Source organism: Streptomyces sp. S4.7, from assembly GCF_010384365.1.
In the GTDB taxonomy this organism is placed as follows: domain Bacteria; phylum Actinomycetota; class Actinomycetes; order Streptomycetales; family Streptomycetaceae; genus Streptomyces.
In genome coordinates this window covers 4,882,591-4,902,727 of record NZ_CP048397.1, presented here as the reverse complement: position 1 = coordinate 4,902,727, position 20,137 = coordinate 4,882,591, and the positions used below count along the sequence as shown (strand labels likewise).

At 71.2% G+C, this 20,137-nt stretch carries 17 protein-coding genes; 9 read left to right on the top strand and 8 right to left on the bottom strand.

All coding sequences use genetic code 11. From position 1 onward, the window contains the following. Positions 1–77: 77 nt before the first annotated feature. Genes SSPS47_RS22015 through SSPS47_RS22005 form a run of 3 tightly spaced genes read right to left on the bottom strand, consistent with a single transcriptional unit; the run spans position 78 to position 2,412 of the window. A complete protein-coding gene (locus SSPS47_RS22015) occupies positions 78–497 on the bottom strand; it encodes a RidA family protein (protein ID WP_164252557.1) in 420 nt (139 codons plus the stop codon). Next, complete coding sequence (locus tag SSPS47_RS22010; protein WP_164252556.1) at positions 494–1,282, bottom strand: IclR family transcriptional regulator; 789 nt, start codon at positions 1,280–1,282, stop codon at positions 494–496. Before SSPS47_RS22010 ends, SSPS47_RS22015 begins: the two co-directional genes overlap by 4 nt. Beyond that, positions 1,279–2,412: a sugar kinase gene (locus tag SSPS47_RS22005; RefSeq protein WP_275405167.1), complete on the bottom strand. Its 1,134-nt coding sequence runs from the start codon at positions 2,410–2,412 to the stop codon at positions 1,279–1,281. Before SSPS47_RS22005 ends, SSPS47_RS22010 begins: the two co-directional genes overlap by 4 nt. Before the next feature lie 154 nt (positions 2,413–2,566). Here SSPS47_RS22005 and SSPS47_RS22000 point away from each other — a divergent pair, with 154 nt between their 5' ends. Beyond that, positions 2,567–3,856, top strand: coding sequence for an amino acid deaminase (locus tag SSPS47_RS22000; RefSeq protein WP_164252555.1), 1,290 nt, complete (start codon positions 2,567–2,569; stop codon positions 3,854–3,856). A gap of 169 nt (positions 3,857–4,025) precedes the next feature. After that, positions 4,026–5,651 carry a D-aminoacylase gene (locus SSPS47_RS21995; RefSeq protein ID WP_164252554.1) on the top strand — a complete coding sequence of 542 codons (1,626 nt, stop codon included), beginning with the start codon at positions 4,026–4,028 and terminating at the stop codon, positions 5,649–5,651. 159 nt (positions 5,652–5,810) lie between these two features. On the opposite strand, the gene SSPS47_RS21990 is transcribed toward SSPS47_RS21995, so the two are convergent. Then, positions 5,811–7,445 (bottom strand): choice-of-anchor I family protein, encoded by a 1,635-nt coding sequence (locus SSPS47_RS21990; RefSeq protein WP_164252553.1) that lies wholly within the window; start codon positions 7,443–7,445, stop codon positions 5,811–5,813. Between the two features lie 181 nt (positions 7,446–7,626). Between SSPS47_RS21990 and SSPS47_RS21985 the strand changes: the two genes are divergently transcribed. Together SSPS47_RS21985 and SSPS47_RS21980 are read left to right on the top strand one after the other, a co-directional pair. Next, positions 7,627–8,838, top strand: coding sequence for a pyridoxal phosphate-dependent aminotransferase (locus SSPS47_RS21985; RefSeq protein WP_078075340.1), 1,212 nt, complete (start codon positions 7,627–7,629; stop codon positions 8,836–8,838). 80 nt (positions 8,839–8,918) lie between these two features. After that, positions 8,919–9,329: a hypothetical protein gene (locus SSPS47_RS21980; protein ID WP_164252552.1), complete on the top strand. Its 411-nt coding sequence runs from the start codon at positions 8,919–8,921 to the stop codon at positions 9,327–9,329. A 273-nt stretch (positions 9,330–9,602) separates the two neighbouring features. On the opposite strand, the gene SSPS47_RS21975 is transcribed toward SSPS47_RS21980, so the two are convergent. Further along, positions 9,603–11,450: a phosphoenolpyruvate carboxykinase (GTP) gene (locus SSPS47_RS21975; RefSeq protein WP_164254835.1), complete on the bottom strand. Its 1,848-nt coding sequence runs from the start codon at positions 11,448–11,450 to the stop codon at positions 9,603–9,605. Positions 11,451–11,823: 373 nt separating this feature from the next. Between SSPS47_RS21975 and SSPS47_RS21970 the strand changes: the two genes are divergently transcribed. Further along, positions 11,824–12,444 carry a hemolysin III family protein gene (locus SSPS47_RS21970; RefSeq protein ID WP_239065316.1) on the top strand — a complete coding sequence of 207 codons (621 nt, stop codon included), beginning with the start codon at positions 11,824–11,826 and terminating at the stop codon, positions 12,442–12,444. A gap of 115 nt (positions 12,445–12,559) precedes the next feature. Beyond that, entirely contained in the window at positions 12,560–13,189 is a 630-nt protein-coding gene (locus SSPS47_RS21965; protein ID WP_164252550.1) for a TetR family transcriptional regulator, read from the top strand. A 5-nt stretch (positions 13,190–13,194) separates the two neighbouring features. Here SSPS47_RS21965 and SSPS47_RS21960 read toward each other — a convergent pair whose 3' ends face one another. From SSPS47_RS21960 to SSPS47_RS21950, 3 genes are read right to left on the bottom strand one after another with little or no spacing between them, the layout of a single operon-like run. Further along, on the bottom strand, positions 13,195–13,995 hold the full coding sequence (locus tag SSPS47_RS21960) for an FAD:protein FMN transferase (protein ID WP_164252549.1): 801 nt from the start codon (positions 13,993–13,995) through the stop codon (positions 13,195–13,197). Next, positions 13,988–14,425: an FMN-binding protein gene (locus SSPS47_RS21955; RefSeq protein ID WP_164252548.1), complete on the bottom strand. Its 438-nt coding sequence runs from the start codon at positions 14,423–14,425 to the stop codon at positions 13,988–13,990. The genes SSPS47_RS21960 and SSPS47_RS21955 overlap by 8 nt, the downstream gene beginning before the upstream one ends. Positions 14,426–14,436: 11 nt before the next feature. Next, positions 14,437–15,795 carry a ferredoxin reductase family protein gene (locus SSPS47_RS21950; RefSeq protein ID WP_164252547.1) on the bottom strand — a complete coding sequence of 453 codons (1,359 nt, stop codon included), beginning with the start codon at positions 15,793–15,795 and terminating at the stop codon, positions 14,437–14,439. A 144-nt stretch (positions 15,796–15,939) separates the two neighbouring features. On the opposite strand from SSPS47_RS21950, the gene SSPS47_RS21945 reads away from it, so the two are divergent. The 3 genes from SSPS47_RS21945 (at position 15,940) to SSPS47_RS21935 (ending at position 20,107) form a co-directional block, all read left to right on the top strand. Beyond that, a complete protein-coding gene (locus SSPS47_RS21945) occupies positions 15,940–16,677 on the top strand; it encodes a response regulator transcription factor (protein WP_164252546.1) in 738 nt (245 codons plus the stop codon). After that, a complete protein-coding gene (locus SSPS47_RS21940) occupies positions 16,677–18,146 on the top strand; it encodes an ATP-binding protein (protein WP_164252545.1) in 1,470 nt (489 codons plus the stop codon). Before SSPS47_RS21945 ends, SSPS47_RS21940 begins: the two co-directional genes overlap by 1 nt. 542 nt (positions 18,147–18,688) lie before the next feature. Beyond that, positions 18,689–20,107: a DEAD/DEAH box helicase gene (locus tag SSPS47_RS21935; protein ID WP_164252544.1), complete on the top strand. Its 1,419-nt coding sequence runs from the start codon at positions 18,689–18,691 to the stop codon at positions 20,105–20,107. Positions 20,108–20,137: the final 30 nt, after the last annotated feature.

The following is a 20,137-nucleotide window of genomic DNA, read 5'->3' as shown; positions in this document are numbered from 1 at the left end:
GGGGAACGGGCACCGTGCCGTGCCGGGTGGGGTTCGAGTGGCCGGAGCGTCCGGCCGGGAGGGCCGGAGGGCCGGGATCAGCCGAGTACGGCCAGCGCGTCGATCTCGATCAGCAGTCCGGCGGGCAGGCCGACGTACACCGTCGTACGCGCGGCGGGCGCGTCCTTGAGGTTCTGCTCCTCGAAGTAGGCGTTGTAGATCTCGTTCATCTCGGCGAAGTGCGCGACGTCCGTGAGGTAGACGCGGATCATCATCACGTCGTCCCAGCTCGCGCCGCCCGCCTGCAGAACGGACTTGACGTTGCCGAGGGTCTGGAGCGTCTGCTCGCGCAGTGTCGGTCCGGCCACGGTCGGGGCCTCGCCCGCAACGGCCGGGAGGAAGCCGACCTGTCCGGCCACCTGGAGGATGTTGCCCTTGCGGACGCCGTGGGAGAACTTGGCCGGCGGCGCGGCGTGCGTGGCGGGGACGACTGCGGTCTTCGCGGTCTGGTCGCTCATGAGATCTCTTTCCGAAGAGCGGGGGGTGCGGGTTCCGGTTGGTGCGCGTGCCCTGAATACTCGCGGCTGATCGCGTCGGCGGCGCGGCGCAACAGCGGGAGCAGGGCGAGGAGTTCATCGACGGTGACGACGACATTCGGCGCGGACACCGACATGGCGGCGACGACCCGGCCGTCCGCACCGCGGACCGGGGCCCCGATGCAGTTGATGGACTCCTCGTGGCCGCCGAGATCGGCGGCCCACCCCTGTTCGCGTACGGTCGCCAGCTCCTTGAGGAAGGCGGCGGCGTTCGGGATCGAACGGGGGGTGTACATGGGGAAGTCGAGCCGCTCGGCGAGTGCGCGGCGCTCGGCTTCGGGCAGGTCGGCGATGAGCAGCTTGGCGACGGCCGCGACGGTGACGGCGACCGGTTTGCCGATCCGGGAGTACATCCTGACCGGGTAGCGGCTCTCGACCTTGTCGATGTAGAGGACCTCGCTGTCCTCTATGACGGCGAGGTGGACGGTGTGCCCGCACTGTTCGCCCAGCGCCGTGAGGTGCGGGTGGGCGATCTCACGTACGTCCAGGCTCTCCACGGCCTCCTGCGCGAGCGCGAAGAGTCGGGCGCCGAGGCGGTAGCGCTGGTCCTGCTGACGGTAGACGAGCCCGTGCTCGTGCAGGGTGCGCAGCAGCCGCAGGGCGGTGGACTTGTGGACGTCGAGGCGCGCGGCGACCTGTCCGAGGTCGGCGGGGCCCCGGGCGAGGAGCGGCAGGATGCTCAGCGCGCGGTCGACGGTCTGGCTCATGAGGTGGGTACCGCTTCCCGCCGTTGTCCGGGCTCCCCGGCGCCGGAGGTCCAGCCGGGGCCGAGTCGCAGGCTGCCCCACGCCGCGTCGTCCAGCGCGGCGAGGCGGTCGGCGTGTGCGCGGGCGGGCGGGACGCAGACGTCTCCCGCGTCGGTGAGGACGGCGGCGGCCGTCAGATGGCCGTGGCGCAGCCGGGCCACGGTCGGCAGGTCCCGGAGGGTCGCGGACAGGAAGCCGGCGGCGAAGGCGTCGCCCGCGCCGACGGGTGCCACGACGTCGACGGCCAGGGCGGGTACGGATGTGACGGTGTCCACGCCGGAGCCGGTGCGGGTGCTCGCGCCGGTGTCCGTGCCCGTGGCGGTCCCGGAGTCCCTCACGAACGCGGTCGCGCCGTCCGCGCCCGCCTTCACCACCAGCACCGCGGGCTCCGGCAGCGCCTCCCGGATCGCCTGCGGGCTGTGCAGGTCCCAGAGCTGCGCGGCCTCGTCGTCGCCGACGAAGACGAGGTCGGCGCCGCGAGCGAGGTCGAGCAGCACGCGCGGACCTGAGTCGTCGCGCCAGAGCGCGGGACGGTGGTTCACGTCGAAGGACAGCAGCGGCCGGCCCGCCCGGCGCTCGGACAGCTCGCGCATCAGGGCGAGGCAGTCGTCCGAGAGGGCGGCCGTGATGCCGGACAGGTGCAGGACGCGGCCGGACCACAGGTCGTCGCGGTCCATCGTCCGCGGCGACATCGCGGACGCGGCCGAGCCCGCCCGGTAGTAGGCGACCTCGTGGGCGGTGGTGGAGCGGTCCGTGGCCGTGCGGAAGTAGATGCCGGTCGGTCGGCCGTCCGCGTCGCGGCGCACGGCGGAGGTGTCGACGCCGTACGCGCCGATCGCCTCCACGAGGTGGTCGCCGAAACCGTCGGCGCCGACGCGGCTGATCCACCTGACCGTGTGGCCGGCGGCGGCGAGCGCGCAGGCGACGTTGGACTCGGCCCCGCCGATGGTGCGGGTGAAGGCGGGGACGTCGGCGAGGCGGCCGGGGCGCGAGGGCAGGAGGGTGACCATGGACTCGCCGAGGCTGACCACATCGACGGGTGCGCCGGGCCCACCGGGGCCTGTCGGGTCCGCTGTTTCCGGTGCGGGCACTCGGGGGCTCCTCGCTCGTCGTGGCCGGCAGCCTTCACCGGCCGGGGCGCCGGGCCCATCATTGACCCGGCAACGGCTCGGATGTTAGACAGCGTCAAGCGTCATACGCAATGGGTGTTGCACATGTTGCAACGAGACAGATGGAGGAGGCCCTATGGCGGTCGCCGGACGACTCAGCGAAGAGCACCTCAGGAACGAGCGTCTCGACCACCGTTTCAAGGGGCTGCCGCCGGACGCCGACGGCCTCACCGTCGCCGAGCTGGCCGCCGAGCGCCGCAATCTGTTCACCGGCGGTTTCACCACCCCGGTACTCGCCCTCTCCGCCGAGTCCCTCACCCACAACCTGGCGCTCCTGGAGACGTACTCCGAGCGGCACGGCCTCGCGTTCGCCCCGCACGGCAAGACGTCCATGTCCCCGCAGCTCTTCGCGCGCCAACTGGAGTACGGGGCCTGGGGGATCACCGCCGCGCTCCCCCACCAGGTGCGTGTCTACCGGGCGTTCGGCATCCAGCGGATCTTCCTCGCCAACGAGGTCGTCGACGCGGTCGCGCTGCGCTGGCTCTCCGCCGAGCTGGACGGCGACCCGGGCTTCCGCTTCATCTGTTACGTCGACTCCGTGCGCGGCGTCGAGCTGATGGACCAGGCGCTGCGGGCGGCGGGCGGTTCGCGCCCCGTCGACGTCGTCGTGGAGCTGGGCGCGGGCGAGGGCGCGCGCACCGGCGTCCGTAGGGAGGCGGAGTGCGCGCGGGTCGCCGACGCCGTGGCCGCCACCGACACGCTGCGGCTGGTCGGTGTCGCCGGTTACGAGGGCGAGGTGCCGCACGCCGACAACGAGACCGTACGCGCCTGGCTGCGCCGGCTGACCGCGCTGGCCGCCGAGTTCGACGCGGCGGGCCGGTTCTCCGGGACCGTGGACGAGGTGGTGGTCAGCGCGGGCGGCAGCGCGTGGTTCGACGCGGTCGCGGACGTCTTCGCCGACATCCCGGTGCTGTCCCGCCCCGTACTGAAACTGCTGCGCTCCGGCGCGTACGTGTCCCACGACGACGGCCACTACAAGCGGCTGACCCCCTTCAACCGGATCCCCGCCGAGGGCGCGCTCCAGCCGGCCTTCCGGCTCTGGGCCCAGGTGGTCTCGCGCCCCTCGCCGGAGCAGGCGTTCGTCAACGCGGGCAAGCGGGACGCGGCGTACGACCTCGACCTGCCGGAGGCGCAGGTCGTGCGCGACGCGCGCACCGGCGAGATCCGTCCGGCGCGCGGCATCACGGTCACCGGCCTGTCCGACCAGCACGGCAAGCTGCACACGTCGCCGGACGCGGTGATCGAGGTCGGCGACTGGGTGGGCTTCGGGCTCTCGCACCCGTGCACGTCGTTCGACAAGTGGCAGCTGATCCCGCTGGCCGAGGCGGACGGCACGGTCACGGATCTCATCCGTACGTTCTTCTGACCGCCGGGCGGGGCCTGCCCGCCGCCGGGTGGGCCCTTCCCGTCGCCGGGTGGGCCCTTCCCGTCGCCGGGGCGGGGCTTCCAAGCCCGTCCGGCGATTGAGGACAAACCGCCCCCGGGCGGCCCCGGCCAAGCAACCCGACCCACCCCCAAGGAAAGCGCTGCCAGCCATGGATCTCGTCATACGGGACGTGCGTGTCGTCGACGGCACGGGTCAGGACTCCTACCGGGCGGACGTCGGCGTCACCGCCGGCCGTATCGCCGAGATCCGGCGCCACGGGACCGGCGCAGGCCCCGCGCTCTCCGGGACACGGGTCGTCGACGCCGCGGGGCTCGCCCTCGCCCCCGGCTTCATCGACATGCACGCGCACAGCGATCTCGCGCTGCTGCGCGACCCCGACCACTCGGCGAAGGCCGCGCAGGGCGTGACCCTGGAGGTGATCGGCCAGGACGGGCTGTCGTACGCCCCCGTCGACGACACCACGCTCGCCGAGGTCCGCAGGGCCGTCACCGGCTGGAACGGCGGCGGGCCCGGCGACACGTCGGTCGACTTCGACTGGCGCACGGTCGGCGAGTTCCTGGACCGGCTCGACCAAGGCTTCGACGGCCGGGGTATCGCCGTCAACGCGGCGTACCTCGTCCCGCAGGGCACGGTCCGGATGTACGCGGTGGGCCAGGACGACCGCCCGGCGACCCCCGCCGAAGTGGACCGGATGCGGCAACTGGTCGCCGAGTCCCTGGAGCAGGGCGCCGTCGGCATGTCCTCCGGGCTGACCTACACCCCGGGCATGTACGCGGACGACGCCGAACTCACCGAACTCTGCCGGGTGGTGGCCCGCCACGACGGCTACTACTGCCCGCACCACCGCAGTTACGGCGCGGGCGCCCTGCGCGCGTACGAGGAGATGGTCGACCTCGCACGGACCGCGGGCTGCGCGCTCCATCTCGCCCACGCCACCATGAACTTCGGTGTGAACAAGGGCAAGGCACCCGATCTGATCGCCCTGTTGGACAAGGCGCTGGACGACGGCGCGGACATCTCGCTCGACACCTACCCCTACACACCCGGCTGTACGACGCTCGTGGCGATGCTGCCCAGCTGGGCGAGCGCGGGCGGCCAGGACGCGATCCTGGAGCGGCTGCGGGACGCGGCGACCGCCGAGAGGATCCGTCACCACATGGAGGAGATCGGCGCGGACGGCTGCCACGGTGTGCCCATCGAGTGGGACACCATCGAGATCTCCGGCGTCGCCGACCCGGCGCTCACGGCACATGTCGGCCGGACGATCGCCGAGACGGCGCGGCTGCGCGGCGAGAGCGGCTGGCTGACCGCCCGCAAGCTGCTGATCGACGACCGGCTCGGCTCGACGATCCTCCAGCACGTCGGGCACGAGGAGAACGTGCGGGAGATCATGCGCCACCGCGTGCACACCGGGGGCAGCGACGGAATCCTCCAGGGCGCGAAGCCGCACCCGCGCGCGTACGGCACCTTCCCGCAGTATCTGGGCCGGTACGTGCGCGAGCTCGGCGTCCTGTCGCTGGAGGAGTGCGTGGCCCATCTGACCTCGCGTCCCGCCGCACGCCTGCGCCTCGCGGACCGGGGGCTGGTCCGCGAGGGCTACCGGGCGGATCTGGTGCTGTTCGATCCGCGGACGGTGGCGGCGGGCTCGACCTTCGCGTCGCCGCGGACACTGCCGGTGGGCATCCCGCACGTGCTGATCGACGGCCGTTTCGTGATCGAGGACGGCCGCCGCACGGACGTCCTGGCGGGCCGATCGGTCCGCCGTACGCCGTGAACCGCCCCCGCCGCGGGCCGGGCGGAACCCACCGGCATCAATCCCGCCCGGCGACACCCGGCCCGTCCGGCGATCGAGGACACCGGGACCGACGCGATGCAAGCCCGTCCGGCGATTGAGGACGCTCCCCGGCAACGCGGGGCGAACCCGCCCCTCGCCTCAGCGGCCGACCCGGTAGATCGCCGTCGTCCCGCTCACCTCATTGCCCACCACCAGCAGCGCCTCACCCGTCGGACTGTCCTTCGCCGCGACGAACAGCACACCCTCCGGGCCCAGGTCACCCGCCGTACCGGCCTCCGGGTCGCCCGCGAAATCACGCGAGTTGACATATCCGGCGGCCTTCGGGCGGCGCGGGTCGCTCAGGTCGTACGCCGCGATGCCGCCGGGCCGCTCCAGACCGACGAAGGCGTACGTCGTACCGCGCACCGTTCCGGTGGTGATGCCCTCCGGCTCGGGGCCCTTGCTGTCGCTGCGGCTGTCGGGGTCGTTCTCGGCGTTGTCGGTGTTGAAGTCCTCCGGGAACGCCTTCGCCGTCAGCTGCTCCAGGTCGTCGCCGGAGTCCCAGACGAGCCGGCCGCGCTCGTCGCGTACGGAGATCGAGCGACCGCCGAGCGAGTTCAGCTCGGTGACCCGGCCCTGGCTGTCGCGCGGTGAGGTGCTGGTGATGTTGAGACGGCCCAGCGCGTCGTCCTGCTGGAGCGCGGCGGCGTTCGGGAACGCCTTCGGGTTCAGCTCGACGTCCTTGACCCGCACCTCCTCGGCGAAGCAGTCCCAGTCGCGGGCGTCACCCTCGTTGGCGCTGACGGTGTACTCGCCGCCGCGCGCCGTGAACGCGTGGATCCCGTCGGGCTTGTAGAGGCCCTTGACCGGCCAGGTGCGGATGTTCACGCCGTCCTTGTCGGAGGCGTCGAGGCCGTTGCCGGGCCTGGAGTGGTCCTTCTCGCCGAGCGGGACGATCTTCTCGACCTCGGCGCGGCGCAGGTCGACCAGCGCGAGCGCGTTGTTCTCCTGGAGGGTGACCCAGGCGGTGCGGCCGTCCTCGGAGACCGCCACGTACTCGGGCTCGATGTCCTGGCTGACGGAGGCGTTCGGGCCGTAGACCAGTACGCCGTCCCGGGTCAGCTCCGCCTTCTTGCGGTCCCACTTCTCGAAGCCGGCCGTGCGTACGGTGGCGCGCCGCAGGTCGCCGCCGCGCCCCCGGTCCAGCTCCACGACGCCGACGGAGCCGACGGGGTCGATGCCCGCGGGCTCTTCGCCGCCGGGCGGGCAGTACGAGTCGGGCTCGCCCTCGTTCGCGACGACGACGCGGTCACCCTTGGGGGTGAACGTCACCATGTCGGGCAGGGCGCCGACCCGGACCTCTCTCAGCTTGCGGCCGTCAAAGGCGCGGAAGAACGAGACCGTGCCCCGGTCCGTCTTGGCCTCGGCCTGCTGGGCGACGGCGACCAGACCGTCGTGGACGGCGACGCTGTTGGCGCCGGGGGTGGCGAGCTGCCCGGTCCTGCGGGGCTGGGCGGGGTCGCGGATGTCGAGGATGTCGACGGTGCCGGCCTGCGCGTTGATGGTGAAGACCCGGCGGGTCCTGGAGTCGTACGCGGTGATCTCCGCGCCGCCCTCGTCGTACTTGCCGCTCTCGTAGCGGCCGAGGAGGGTGAGGTCGAGCTTGCCGCCGCGGCTGTCGCCGTGGCCGGGCTTCGTGTGGGAGCCGGTGGCCAGGGCCGACGGCAGCAGTGCGGTGGTGGCGGCCATGACCGTGACGGTGGCCAGGGCGAGGAGTGTGCTGCGCTTCTTCATGAGCGCCCAGCGTTGTGGGACCCCCCGCTGCCCGGGTGAACCGACCGGGCCGTTTCGATGAACACTGCCTCAACAAAATGCGGGCCCTGCGGGGTGTCTCAGGCCCGACCGTCTCACACTCCGGACCGACGTGGTCAAAAACACCAGGCGCCCCGGGAAACCCGGTCGTAAGCTCGCCGTCATGCAGGTCATCCAGTCAACCAAGCTCGCCAATGTCTGTTACGAGATCCGGGGTCCCGTCCTCGACGAGGCGATGCGGCTGGAGGCAGCAGGCCACCGCATCCTCAAACTCAACACGGGGAACCCGGCGGCCTTCGGCTTCGAGTGCCCGCCCGAGATCCTGGAGGACGTCCTCCGCAACCTCGGCGACGCACACGGCTACGGCGACGCGAAGGGGCTGCTGTCCGCGCGGCGCGCGGTGATGCAGCACTACCAGACCAAGAACATCGAGCTGGACGTCGAGGACATCTATCTCGGCAACGGCGTCTCCGAGCTGATCCAGATGTCGATGCAGGCACTGCTGGACGACGGCGACGAGGTGCTCGTACCGGCGCCGGACTATCCGCTGTGGACCGCGTCCGTCTCCCTCGCGGGCGGCACCGCCGTGCACTACCGCTGCGACGAGCAGGCGGAGTGGATGCCGGACCTGGCCGACGTCGAGCGCAAGATCACCGACCGCACCAAGGCGATCGTGATCATTAATCCGAACAACCCGACCGGCGCCGTCTACAGCGACGAGATGCTCCTCGGGCTCACGGAGATCGCCCGCAGGCACGGTCTGATCGTCTGCTCGGACGAGATCTACGACCGGATCCTGTACGACGGCGCGACCCACACCCCGACGGCCGCCCTCGCGCCCGATCTGCTGACCCTGACCTTCAACGGTCTGTCGAAGAACTACCGCGTCGCCGGCTTCCGTTCCGGCTGGCTGGCGGTCTGCGGCCCGAAGAAGCACGCGACCTCGTACATCGAGGGTCTGACGATTCTGGCCAACATGCGGCTGTGCGCCAACATGCCCTCGCAGCACGCGGTGGCGACGGCGCTCGGCGGCCGGCAGTCGATCGACGATCTCGTCCTGCCGGGCGGGCGCATCCTGGAGCAGCGGAACACGGCGTACGACCTGCTCACCCGGATCCCGGGCGTCACCTGCGTGAAGCCGAAGGGCGCGCTGTATCTCTTCCCCCGGCTCGACCCGAAGGTCTTCAAGATCAAGGACGACCGGCAGATGGTCCTCGATCTGCTCCAGCGCGAGAAGATCATGGTCGTGCACGGGACGGGATTCAACTGGCCGGAGCCCGACCACTTCCGCATCGTGACGCTTCCGGCGGCGCGGGAACTGGCCGACGCGGTGACGCGGATCGGGAACTTCCTGGACGGGTATTCGCAGCCGTGAGACGCACGGTTCGACAGGACTCAACTTTAGACTGATTCCAATGTAGGATGGTCTCCTGACGACGCCAGGAGACCATCCCCATGTACGAGCCGATCCGCACCAAGTCGGTCCACTCGATGGCCGACACCGACTTCCCGCACCGCACCCGCGAGGAGGAGCTGGACATCCAGCTCGCCGGCCACCTCGCGGCGCTGCTGGCCGCCACCGACGACCTGGGCCTCGACCAAGCGGCGGAGCTGATCGCCCGGCAGGTGACGAGGCTGCGCGGCGCCCCGCCGCTCCGCACCACCGGCGCGACCCCCGGCCCGCCCGCCGCCGCCCTGCACCGCCGCGCACTCGACCTCGCCGGCCGGGCGCTCGTCGTCGCCGCGTCACGGGCGGACACGGCGGCGGCGATCCTCGCGGCGGAACGGATGGACGCCCACACGGCGGCGCTCCGGACTCTTGAGCCCGACCGGTCGGAGCCCTTCGCCACGGCGCACGCCTCCTAGGTCCTGTCCGGCGGACCTTCGGGGATCGGCCCGGGCCCACCGCGGAGCGGCTGGTGTCACGTGGTGCGGTGCATCGCAAGGCGCAGGATCGTGCTCGCACTGGACGTACTCGGACGAGTCCGGCAGTGCGGCGAGGTGCCGTGCCAGCCGTTCCGGCTCCCGAAGATCCGCCGGAAAGGGCCCAGCCGGCGGAAGCCGCACACGCCGAGACCCCCGGAGCCGTGAGGGATGGGCTCCGGGGGCCGTTCTCGGAGGGTGGTTCAGGGGTGGCGGTCAGGAGGAGAGGCGGGTCACCAGCGCCTCGTACTCCGCCCACAGTTCCGGCGGCGTGTGCGTGCCGAAGGTGTTCAGGTGGGCCGGGACCAGGGACGCCTCCTCGCGCCAGACCTCCTTGTCGACCGTGAGCAGGAAGTCCAGGTCCGCGTCCGAGAGGTCGAGGCCCTTGGTGTCCAGGGCGCCCTTCGCCGGGAGGATACCGATCGGGGACTCGACGCCCTCGCCCTTGCCCTCCAGGCGCTCCACGATCCACTTCAGTACGCGGCCGTTCTCGCCGAAGCCGGGCCAGACGAACTTGCCCGCCTCGTTCTTGCGGAACCAGTTGACGTAGTAGATCTTCGGGAGCTTGGACTCGTCACCCCTGGCCGTGGCCGTGGCGCCGACCTTGACCCAGTGGGCCATGTAGTCACCCATGTTGTAGCCGCAGAACGGCAGCATCGCGAACGGGTCGCGGCGCAGCTCGCCCACCTTGCCCTCGGCGGCGGCGGTCTTCTCGGAGGCGACGTTCGCGCCGAGGAAGACACCGTGCTGCCAGTTGAACGACTCCGTCACCAGCGGTACGGCGGAGGCGCGGCGCCCGCCGAAGAGGATCGCCGAGATCGGGACGCCCTTGGGGTCCTCCCACTCGGGCGCGATGATCGGGCACTGGCCGGCCGGCACCGTGAAGCGGGCATTGGGGTGGGCGGCGGGGGTCCCGGACTCCGGGGTCCAGTCGTTGCCCTTCCAGTCCGTGAGGTGCGCGGGCGGCTCCTCGGTCATGCCCTCCCACCACACGTCGCCGTCGTCGGTGAGCGCGACGTTCGTGAAGACGGAGTTGCCCCACATCGTCTTCATGGCATTGGCGTTGGTGTGCTCACCGGTACCGGGCGCGACGCCGAAGAAGCCGGCCTCGGGGTTGATCGCGTACAGCCTGCCGTCCTCGCCGAACCGCATCCACGCGATGTCGTCGCCGATCGTCTCGACGGTCCAGCCGGAGATCGTGGGCTCCAGCATCGCGAGGTTGGTCTTGCCGCAGGCCGAAGGGAAGGCGGCGGCAATGTACTTGGGGGCTTCGACCTCGCCGCGCGGCGGCGTGAGCTTGAGGATCAGCATGTGCTCCGCGAGCCAGCCCTCGTCGCGCGCCATGACGGAGGCGATGCGCAGCGCGTAACACTTCTTGCCCAGCAGCGCGTTGCCGCCGTAGCCGGAGCCGTACGACCAGATCTCGCGGTCCTCGGGGAAGTGCGAGATGTACTTGGTGGTGTTGCACGGCCACGGTACGTCGGCCTGCCCGGCCTCAAGAGGCGCGCCGAGCGTGTGTACGGCCTTGACGAAGAAGCCGTCGTCGCCGAGTTCGTCGAGGACGTGCTGCCCCATGCGCGTCATGGTGCGCATGGAGACCGCGACATACGCGGAGTCGGTGATCTCGACACCGATCGCGGAGAGCGGTGAGCCGACCGGACCCATGCAGAACGGGACGACGTACATGGTCCGGCCGCGCATCGAGCCGCGGAAGACGCCCTGCTCGCCGGTGAAGATGTCGCGCATCTCCGCCGGGGCCTTCCACTTGTTCGTGGGGCCGGCGTCCTCCTCCTTCTCGGAGCAGATGAACGTGCGGTCCTCGACGCGCGCCACGTCGGTGGGGTCGGAGGCCGCGTAGTACGAGTTGGGGCGCTTGATGGGGTCGAGCTTCGTGAACGTGCCCTTTGCCACGAGCTCTTCGCACAGGCGCTCGTACTCGGCCTCCGAGCCGTCGCACCAGACCACCCGGTCCGGCTGGGTCAGTGCCACGATCTCGTCGACCCAGGAGATCAGCTCCTGGTGGCCGGTCGGGACGGACTGACCGGCCGGGACGGTGGGAGCCACGGGATTGAGGGGGTCTCCGGTGGAAATCCCTGCGTCGCGCGCCACGGTTACTCCTTGATGAGGGTTTGTAGGTGTATGCCCCGTGGGGGCTGCGACCCGGACGCTTCGTTATCGCTCATCCGGTGCCGACCGCACTCATTTGATCATCCGACGCTCGCGCCCATCTGTCCAGAGGGCCGCACACGTGAGCATCGCCACTCCGCCCCCTCCCCCGGAGCGCGGGGTGTCCGGCTCGCCACAGAGCCACCCGAACCTACGGTCCCGTAGGTAGCATGAGCTCATGACTTCTCCCGCGTCCGACTCGCTTTCGAACCCCCGACCACCCGAAGGGGGGCCGACCGAGATCCAGCTGCCGACCCCGGTCAAGCCGGTGATGCGCGGCTGGTTGCACATGGGGATGTTCCCGGCCGTCGTGATAGCGGGAATCGTGCTGATCGCGATGGCCGACTCGACCAAGGCGCGGGTCGCCTGTGCGATCTACGTGGCCACGGCCTGCCTGCTCTTCGGCGTCAGCGGCGTGTACCACCGAGGCACTTGGGGCCCCCGGGGCGAGGCCGTACTGCGCCGGCTCGACCACGCCAATATCTTCCTGATCATCGCGGGCACCTACACCCCGCTGACGATGCTGCTGCTGCCGGACTCCACCGGCCGGACGCTGCTCTGGGCGGTCTGGGGCGCGGCGGTGGCGGGCATCGCGTTCCGGGTCTTCTGGGTCGGCGCCCCGCGCTGGCTCTACACCCCCTGCTACATCGCGATGGGGTGGGCCGCGGTCTTCTTCCTGCCGGACTTCATGCGTACGGGCGGCATTGCCGTCCTCGTCCTGATCATCATCGGCGGGCTGCTCTACAGCGCGGGCGGTGTGATCTACGGACTCAAGCGGCCCAACCCGTCACCGCGCTGGTTCGGCTTCCACGAGGTCTTCCACTCCCTGACGCTCGCCGCGTTCGTCGTGCACTACGTCGGGATCTCACTGGTGGCGTACCAGCACAGCTGACACCGGGATCCTCAGCGTGGCACTGCCGGCGATGGCCGGCGCACTCGGCGCCGCCACCGGACAGCGGCGGTCAGGACGTGATGAGCGCACCCGTGGATGCCCGACAATAAGCGGCATGGCCGCCTCCGCACCCCTCTCCCCCGACGACGACGCGCAGCAGCCAAGACTGGGCCTGCGCGAAGGCAAGAAGCTCAAGACCCGGGTCGCGATCCGGGAAGCGACGTACCGGCTCATCGACGAGCAGGGCTACGAGGCGACCACGGTCGAACAGATCGCGGCGGCGGCCGAGGTCTCGCCGTCCACCGTCTTCCGCTACTTCCCGACGAAGGAAGACATCGTCCTCACCGACGAGTTCGCCCCCCTCATGGAGGCGGCGATCCGCGCCCGCCCGGCCGACGAGCCGCCGCTGGAGTCGGTGCGGGCCGTGCTGCGGCACGCCGTCGAGACGATCCTCGTCGACCGGCCCGAGGAGTTCGCCAGACGCAGCAGGCTGATGGTGGGGATCCCCGCCGTACGGGCCAGGATGACGGAGACGATGGCGGAGACCTCGCTCCTGCTGTCGCGCGCGGTCGCGGACCGTACGGGGCGCGAGGAGAGCGACCTGGAGGTTCTCGTCTTCACCGCCTCGGTGCTGGCGGCGCTGCGCGAGGTGACGATCCACTGGGCGGAACACGGCCAGAAGGACGATCTGGCCGTGCTCGTCGACCGCGCGCTGGACACGCTCAAGGGCGGGCTCGCGCTCTAGATGATCTATTCCAAGGGGTCAGTGATCGTAGGTGGTGAGGGATCGTAGGACTCGCCGGGGAAGCCTTCGGTGCGCCACGACCGCCCGTCGGGAAGCACCGCGAATCCTTCGTAGCCGTCGAGTGATTCCAGCCAGTCCCGTGCCGACTCCCCTCTCGCGAAAGCGGCGGTGGCGTTGACGTCGGTCATCGTGAGCCCGGCGCCGGTCACGGTGACCGACGCCAGGCCGTTCGCGGGTGTGCCGAGGTGCGGGTTGACGACGTGGGCCCCGCGTTCGGCCGTCCCGGACGTGGCGACGGCCAGGTCGCCTGCCTCGACGGTCGCGCACAGCTCTCCTGGGCGCAGCGGGTGGGCGATCCCGATGCGCCAGGGAGCGCCCGGTGCGGACTCTCCCCTCAGCCGCAGGTCTCCGCCACCGTTCAGGCAGGTGTTGCGGGCCCCCGCCTCGTACAGGATCTGGGACGCGCCCTCCACCGCCCAGCCCTTGACCAGCCCCGACGGGTCGAGGAAGCCGGTCGCGAGATGGCTGAACCAGCCGCAGGTGTTCCGTACGGCGCTCCGGCAGAGGGCGAGGACCTCGCGTACCTCCGCGGAGCAGTCGGCGAGCTCGATCTCGTGGCGGACCAGGCGGCTTACGGTGCTGTCCGGCCGGTAGGTGGAGAACACCTCGTCGACGTGGTGCAGCCAGGAGACCGCTTCGCTCAGCGCCGCCTCGATCGCGGGGACGCGTTCGTCGCGGATGTCGAAGGAGAAGACGGTGCCCATGACGTGCTCGACGTGGCGCAGGCCACGCGTGGTGTCAGACACCGGCCTGGTCCAGCTCGCTGTGCGGGGGCTGGAGGTACCCCTGACTGGTGTGGCTCGCACCGGAGACCGAGTCGGTGCGCGCGCTGTGGCTGCTCGGTGCCTGTTGCGTCGGGCGCGGCACGGCGTAGGCGGCGATCTCCCGGTCGCGTCCGTTTCCGGACGGCACCTGGAGCACCTTGACCGCGGTCAGCTTTCCGGCCTTGACGGTGGCGGCGACCTGCACCGTGCCGTACCGGCTTGGTACGGGGTCCCCGGTGTGGGTACCGGTGACCCGTCCGCCCGGTGGTGTCGCCGTCCCCGGCGGGGCCGGCGACGTCCCTGTGGACGGGGCCTCCCCGAGCGCCGGGCTGCCCGGCTGGTGCGGTTCGAGGGTGAGCAGCGGCACGACCAGGGCGCTGGTCGACGCGGTGGCGATCACGGCTCCGCGCACGGCGGACCTCCTCAGAAGTCGAACGACTCGTGGTGGATGTGGCGGCGGGGCACCCCGGCGCCGCGCAGAGCGACCTTCGCGGTGTCGGTCATTCCGGGCGGGCCGCACAGGTACACCTCGTGGGCGGAGAGGTCCGGCACCAGGGTGCTGAGGGCGCGCGCCGTCAGAGGCGAGTGGCTGGAGGCGGGTTCGCCCGCGACGTAGTGCACGACGGCGCTCCGGGCCGCCGCTATCGCGTCGAGCTCGGTGCGCAGCGCCAGGTCTTCCGTGCGACGGGCCCGGTAGACAAGTGTCACCTCGCCCGGAAGGGTCTCGAAAAGGGTCCTGAGGGGTGTGATCCCCACGCCCCCGGCCAGCAGCAGGACCTTCCGGGACCTGGTGCGGTCCGCCGTGAAGGCGCCGTAGGGCCCCTCGGCCCACACGCGGGTGCCCGGCCGCAGCCCTGCCAGTGCCGCGCTGTGCCGCCCCGCCTCCTTCACGGTGATCCGCAGACGGTGGGAGAGCGGCGGCGCGGAGAGGGAGTACGGATTGGCGGTCCACCACAGCCCGGCCGCCAGGAAGCGCCAGCGGAAGAACTGTCCCGGCCGCGCACCCAGTTCCTCCAGGTGCTCACCTGTCAGATGGACCGAGACGACGCCGGGGGATTCGTGACGTACGCCCGTCACCCGCAGCCGGTGGCGCAGCGCACGCCGTACGGGTAGCAGGAAGCGGTACCAGCCGACGAGGGCGGCGGCTGTGAGGTACAGCGTGTACCAGGCCACTTGGGCCGGCAGGTGTCCGACGAAGTCTGCTCCGTCGCTGAGCTGGTGCAAGAAGCCCAGGAAGACGGCCACGTAGGTGGCGAAGTGCAGGTAGTGCCAGGTCTCGTAGCGCATCCGGCGGCGCGCGGCGCGTGCCGAGACGACCGCGGTGAGGACGAACAGCAGGAAGGCGGCGGTGGCGTTGAGCATGCCCGGGTAGTGGAGGACCAGGTTGCTCGTCCGGCTCATCACTCCGCCCGACGTCAGCGCGTGTTTCCAGATGTTCAGCAGCGTGTGGGCGAGGATCAGCGAGATCGTGTACCGGCCGCCCATGGCGTGCCAGCGCGCGAGCCGGTCGGTGCCGATGCTGTGGTCGAGGAGGGGGACCCTGGCCATCAGCGCGACCAGTACGGCGCAGGCGTAGCCCGCGAGGAGCCCGGTGATCCGGCCCGCGTCGGTCAGCCACGCGTCGGCCCCGGCGACGGATGCCGTGCCACTCCACCAGAGGCCGAGAACACCCGCGGCGCCCAGCCAGATCGCGCTCTGGACGGTCAGGGGGATCATCGAACGCGGCCGTCGCAGCCGTGGAGCACGCTCTGCCCGGTGCCGCGCTTTCGTCGTCGTGCGCATGGGTCCCCTTCCCTGGTTGCTCACCACCGTCGCAGCGCAACTTCTGAGGTTTCTCTGAGACGGGTGACCGCCGACGCGTTCAGAGGGAACTCAGAGCGAGCCCAGAGCCCCGCGGGCACGATTCGGGAGGATGCTGGAGAAACCATGAACAACGACGAGAGTTCCTCACCCCGGGCACTGCGGGGCAGCGACGGCGGCCCCGTACGGGTCCTGGTCGTCGACGACGAACCGGATCTCCTGGAGGTCCTCGACGGCGCCCTGTCGGGCGAGGGCTGGCAGGTGCGGACCGCGCACGACGGCGCTTCCGCGGTGGAGACCGCGCGCGTGTTCCGCCCGCACGCCGTCGTGCTGGACTGGATGCTTCCCGACATGGACGGCCTGCACGTCCTGCGTGGCCTGCGGGGCGACCTGGACAACGTGTGCGTACTGTTCCTGACCGCACGCGACTCGGTCCAGGACCGCGTCGCCGGCATCACCGCGGGCGGCGACGACTACGTGACGAAGCCCTTCAGCCTGGAGGAGGTCCTGGCCCGGCTGCGCGGCCTGCTGCGCCGGGCCGGAATGGCGCGTGAGCCGAGCGACGACCGGCTGGTCGTCGGCGAACTGGTGATGGACGAGGAGGCGCGGGAGGTCACCCGTGGGGGTGATCTCGTGGAGCTGTCCCGTACGGAGTTCGAACTCCTGCGGTTCCTGATGCGCAACCCCCGCCGAGTGCTCTCGAAGGCACAGATCCTCGACCGGGTCTGGTCCTACGACTTCGGTGGCCGCGCGCACGTCGTGGAGCTGTACATCAGCTACCTGCGCAAGAAGATCGACACCGGCCGACCGGCGATGATCCACACCGTGCGCGGCGTGGGTTACGTCCTGAAGCCGGGGTGCTGATGAGACCGGGACTTCGCCGGATCCCGCTGCCGCGCACCCTCCGGGGGCAGCTGACCACCGGGATGGTGATGCTCCTCGCCATGGCGTGCCTGGCGGTGGGGATCACCACGGTCCTCGCGCTCGAAGGCTTCCTCGTACAGCGCCTCGACCAGCAACTCACCTCCTCCGGAGGGCGGTTCGCGGCAAGCCTGGAGCACGGGGCCCGTCCCGACGCCGGCAACATGCCCGACACCCGTGGCCAGTCGGCAGGCACGTTCGGCGCCCGCCTGCTGAACGGGTCGATCGACGAGGCGGCGGTCGTCACGGACGAGGCGGATGCCGAAGTGCGTCTGCCCAGCGCCGACCGACAGGTGCTCGAACGCCTGCCCGTCGACGGGGACATCTACAGCCGGAGACTGTCGGAGCTGGGCGCCTACCGCCTCACCGCCATCCACGGAGCCCACGGGGATGTCCTCATCACCGGCCTGCCGCTGCGCGCCGTCGAGGAGACGGTGCACCGGATCGAAGGGGTGGAGGCGGCGGTGTTCACCGCCGCCCTCGTGATCACCGGGATTCTGGGAGCGCTCTGGGTACACGTCTCGCTGCGCCCTCTGCGCCGGGTGACCAGTACGGCGGTGAGCGTGGCCGAGCGGCCCCTGGCCAGCGGTGAGGTCGCCATGCCGCAGCCCGTACCGGTCGGTGACCCGCGCACCGAGGTGGGGCAGGTCGGCACCGCCGTCAACCGCATACTCGGGCACGTCGGCGACGCCTTGGAACGACGACAGGCCAGCGAGGAACGCCTGCGGCATTTCGCCGCGGACGCCAGCCACGAACTGCGCACACCCGTGGCGAACATCCGCGGACACGCGGAACTCGCGCTCCGGACCACGAGCCCCGTACCGGCCGAGGTACGCCGCGCGCTGGACCGTATCCAGTCCGAGTCCGAGCGGATGAGCCGCCTGGTGGACGACCTGCTGCTGCTCGCCCGCATCGACGCGGGGCGTGCCCTCGGCCGTTCCCGGGTCGACCTGACCCGGCTGGTCCTCGACGCCACGGACGACGCGCGCGCCGCCGGTCCGGATCACCGCTGGCTGCTGGACCTGCCCGAGGAATCGGTGACGGCGCAGGGCGACGAACACCGACTGCACCAGGCCATCGGGAATCTCCTCGCCAACGCCCGCACCCACACCCCGGCGGGCACCGAAGTGATCGTCCGGCTGTCCGCCGACGACAGCCGCGTCCGGCTGACCGTGACCGACCATGGTCCCGGTGTCGACGAGGACCTGCTGCCCGAGGTCTTCGGTCGCTTCGTACGCGCCGACCACGGCCGCTCGCGTACGACGGGCAGCACCGGACTGGGTCTGGCGATCGTCCACGCGGTGGTCCATGCCCACGGAGGCACGGTGGACGTCGAGAGCCGACCCGGCCGCACCGTGTTCACGATGACGCTGCCGGCCCCGCCGCCGGACGCGGCGCGGACCTCGACCTGAAATCGCGCCTCCGTCGACGCCACGCCTCGTGCGCTTCTCGTGGCACGAGCGGATCCGTCTGCCCCGGCAGCCCACCCGCCGCACGCTGGAACCATGACCTTCGCCGCCGCTGGGACTCCGCACCGCTGGGCTGTCGAGCGGCCGGGGCCCATCGGGACAGGGCCCCTGGCCCTGGTTCCGGCGGCCTTCGCCCACCCGCTTCCCGACGACCGGGACGCCCCCTCGCTCGCGCCCCTCCTGTGTGCCGGGATCGCACCCCGACCGTGCCCGCCACGGTGTCCAGCTGCGGGGCAATCACGTCCAGCGCCCGGTCACCTTCGGCAGGACCCCTCGTACCGCTCGGCAAGAGCATCCCGGATGTCGATGGGCTTACCGGCCTTCAGCGCGTGACGGTCCCCGGGGCGGGTGCCCGGCCGGGCCGCGGGACGGCCGGCGCGAGGCCCGCGCTGGTAAGGTCGGGTCACGCTTGCAGAGAGCCTGGGCCCGTGCCGGACAAGGCACGGGCCCAGGTCCGTTCAGGGCGCCGAAACGAGGAACCCCCAATGAAGTCGAAGCAGTCGGCCTCCGGTCGCTTTGGACCCGGCAGGTCCGACCGGGGGAGGGCCCCGCGGGGCGAGCTCTCGGTGCCGGGGACACGGTCGCCCGGCCTCCCACCGGCCGGCTCTTTCGCGGAGCTGGAACTGCCCGTCGAGCTGATGGGGGTGCTGGCGGGGCTCGGGATACGGGAGCCGTTCCCGATCCAGGCGGCCACCCTGCCGAGCGCGCTGGCCGGCCGCGATGTCCTCGGCCGCGCGCGGACCGGCTCGGGAAAGACCCTCGCCTTCGGGCTCGCGCTCCTCGCACGTACGGCGGGTCGGCGCGCCGAACCGAAGCGCCCTCTCGCGCTGGTCCTGGTGCCGACAAGGGAACTCGCGCAGCAGGTGAGCGAGGCACTGGATCCCTACGCGGAGGCGCTCGGGCTCCGCTCGGTGACTGTGGTCGGCGGGCTGGCGATCGGCTGGCAGGTGGCGGCGCTCCGGGCGGGTGCCGAGGTCGTGGTGGCGACGCCGGGACGGCTGGCCGATCTCGTCGCCCGGCGGGACTGTCACCTGGACCGGGTGCGGATCGCGGTGCTGGACGAGGCGGACCAGATGTGCGACATGGGTTTCCTGCCGCAGGTCTCGGAGACCCTGGACCGGACGCCCCCCGGCGGGCAGCGGATGCTGTTCTCCGCGACGCTCGACCGCAACGTCGATCAGCTGGTCGGGCAGTATCTGAATGAGCCGGTGCTCGCCGCGGTCGATCGGGCGGAGGGCTCGGTCGCGACGATGGAGCACCACGTACTGAACGTCCATCCCGCCGACAAGTACGTGACAGCCACCGAGATCGCGGCTCGGGACGGGCGGGTGCTGATGTTCCTGGACACCAAGCACGGTGTGGACCAGTTCACCCGTCACTTGCGGAGCAGCGGCATAAAGGCGGGTGCTGTGCACAGCGGGAAGTCGCAGCCGCAGCGCACGCACACGCTGGCCCAGTTCAAGGACGGGGCGGTCACGGTGCTGGTGGCCACCAACGTCGCTGCCCGTGGCATCGACATCGAGCATTTGGACCTCGTCGTCAACGTGGATCCGCCCTCCGACCCCAAGGACTACCTCCACCGCGGCGGGCGCACCGCGCGTGCCGGGGAGTCCGGCAGCGTGGTCACGCTGGTCACGCCCGGCCAGCGCCGGGACGTGAACCGGATGATGTCGGATGCCGGGATCCGGCCCACGGTCGCTCAGGTTCGCTCCGGCGAGGAGAGGCTGACCAGCATCACAGGCGCGAAGCGCCCGCCGGTGCAGGACGGGGCGAGGACCGGCAACGCGGCGTTCCGGGGTCTGGGTACCCGCGCGGGCCGCCCGCCGAAGGAATCCCGCAAGGCCGCGGAGGCGCGCACGATGGCCGAGGCCCGCAAGGCCGCCCGAGCGCGCAGGGCCCCCTGACGGGCGGTACGGCCGTCGCGGTCGAAAGAC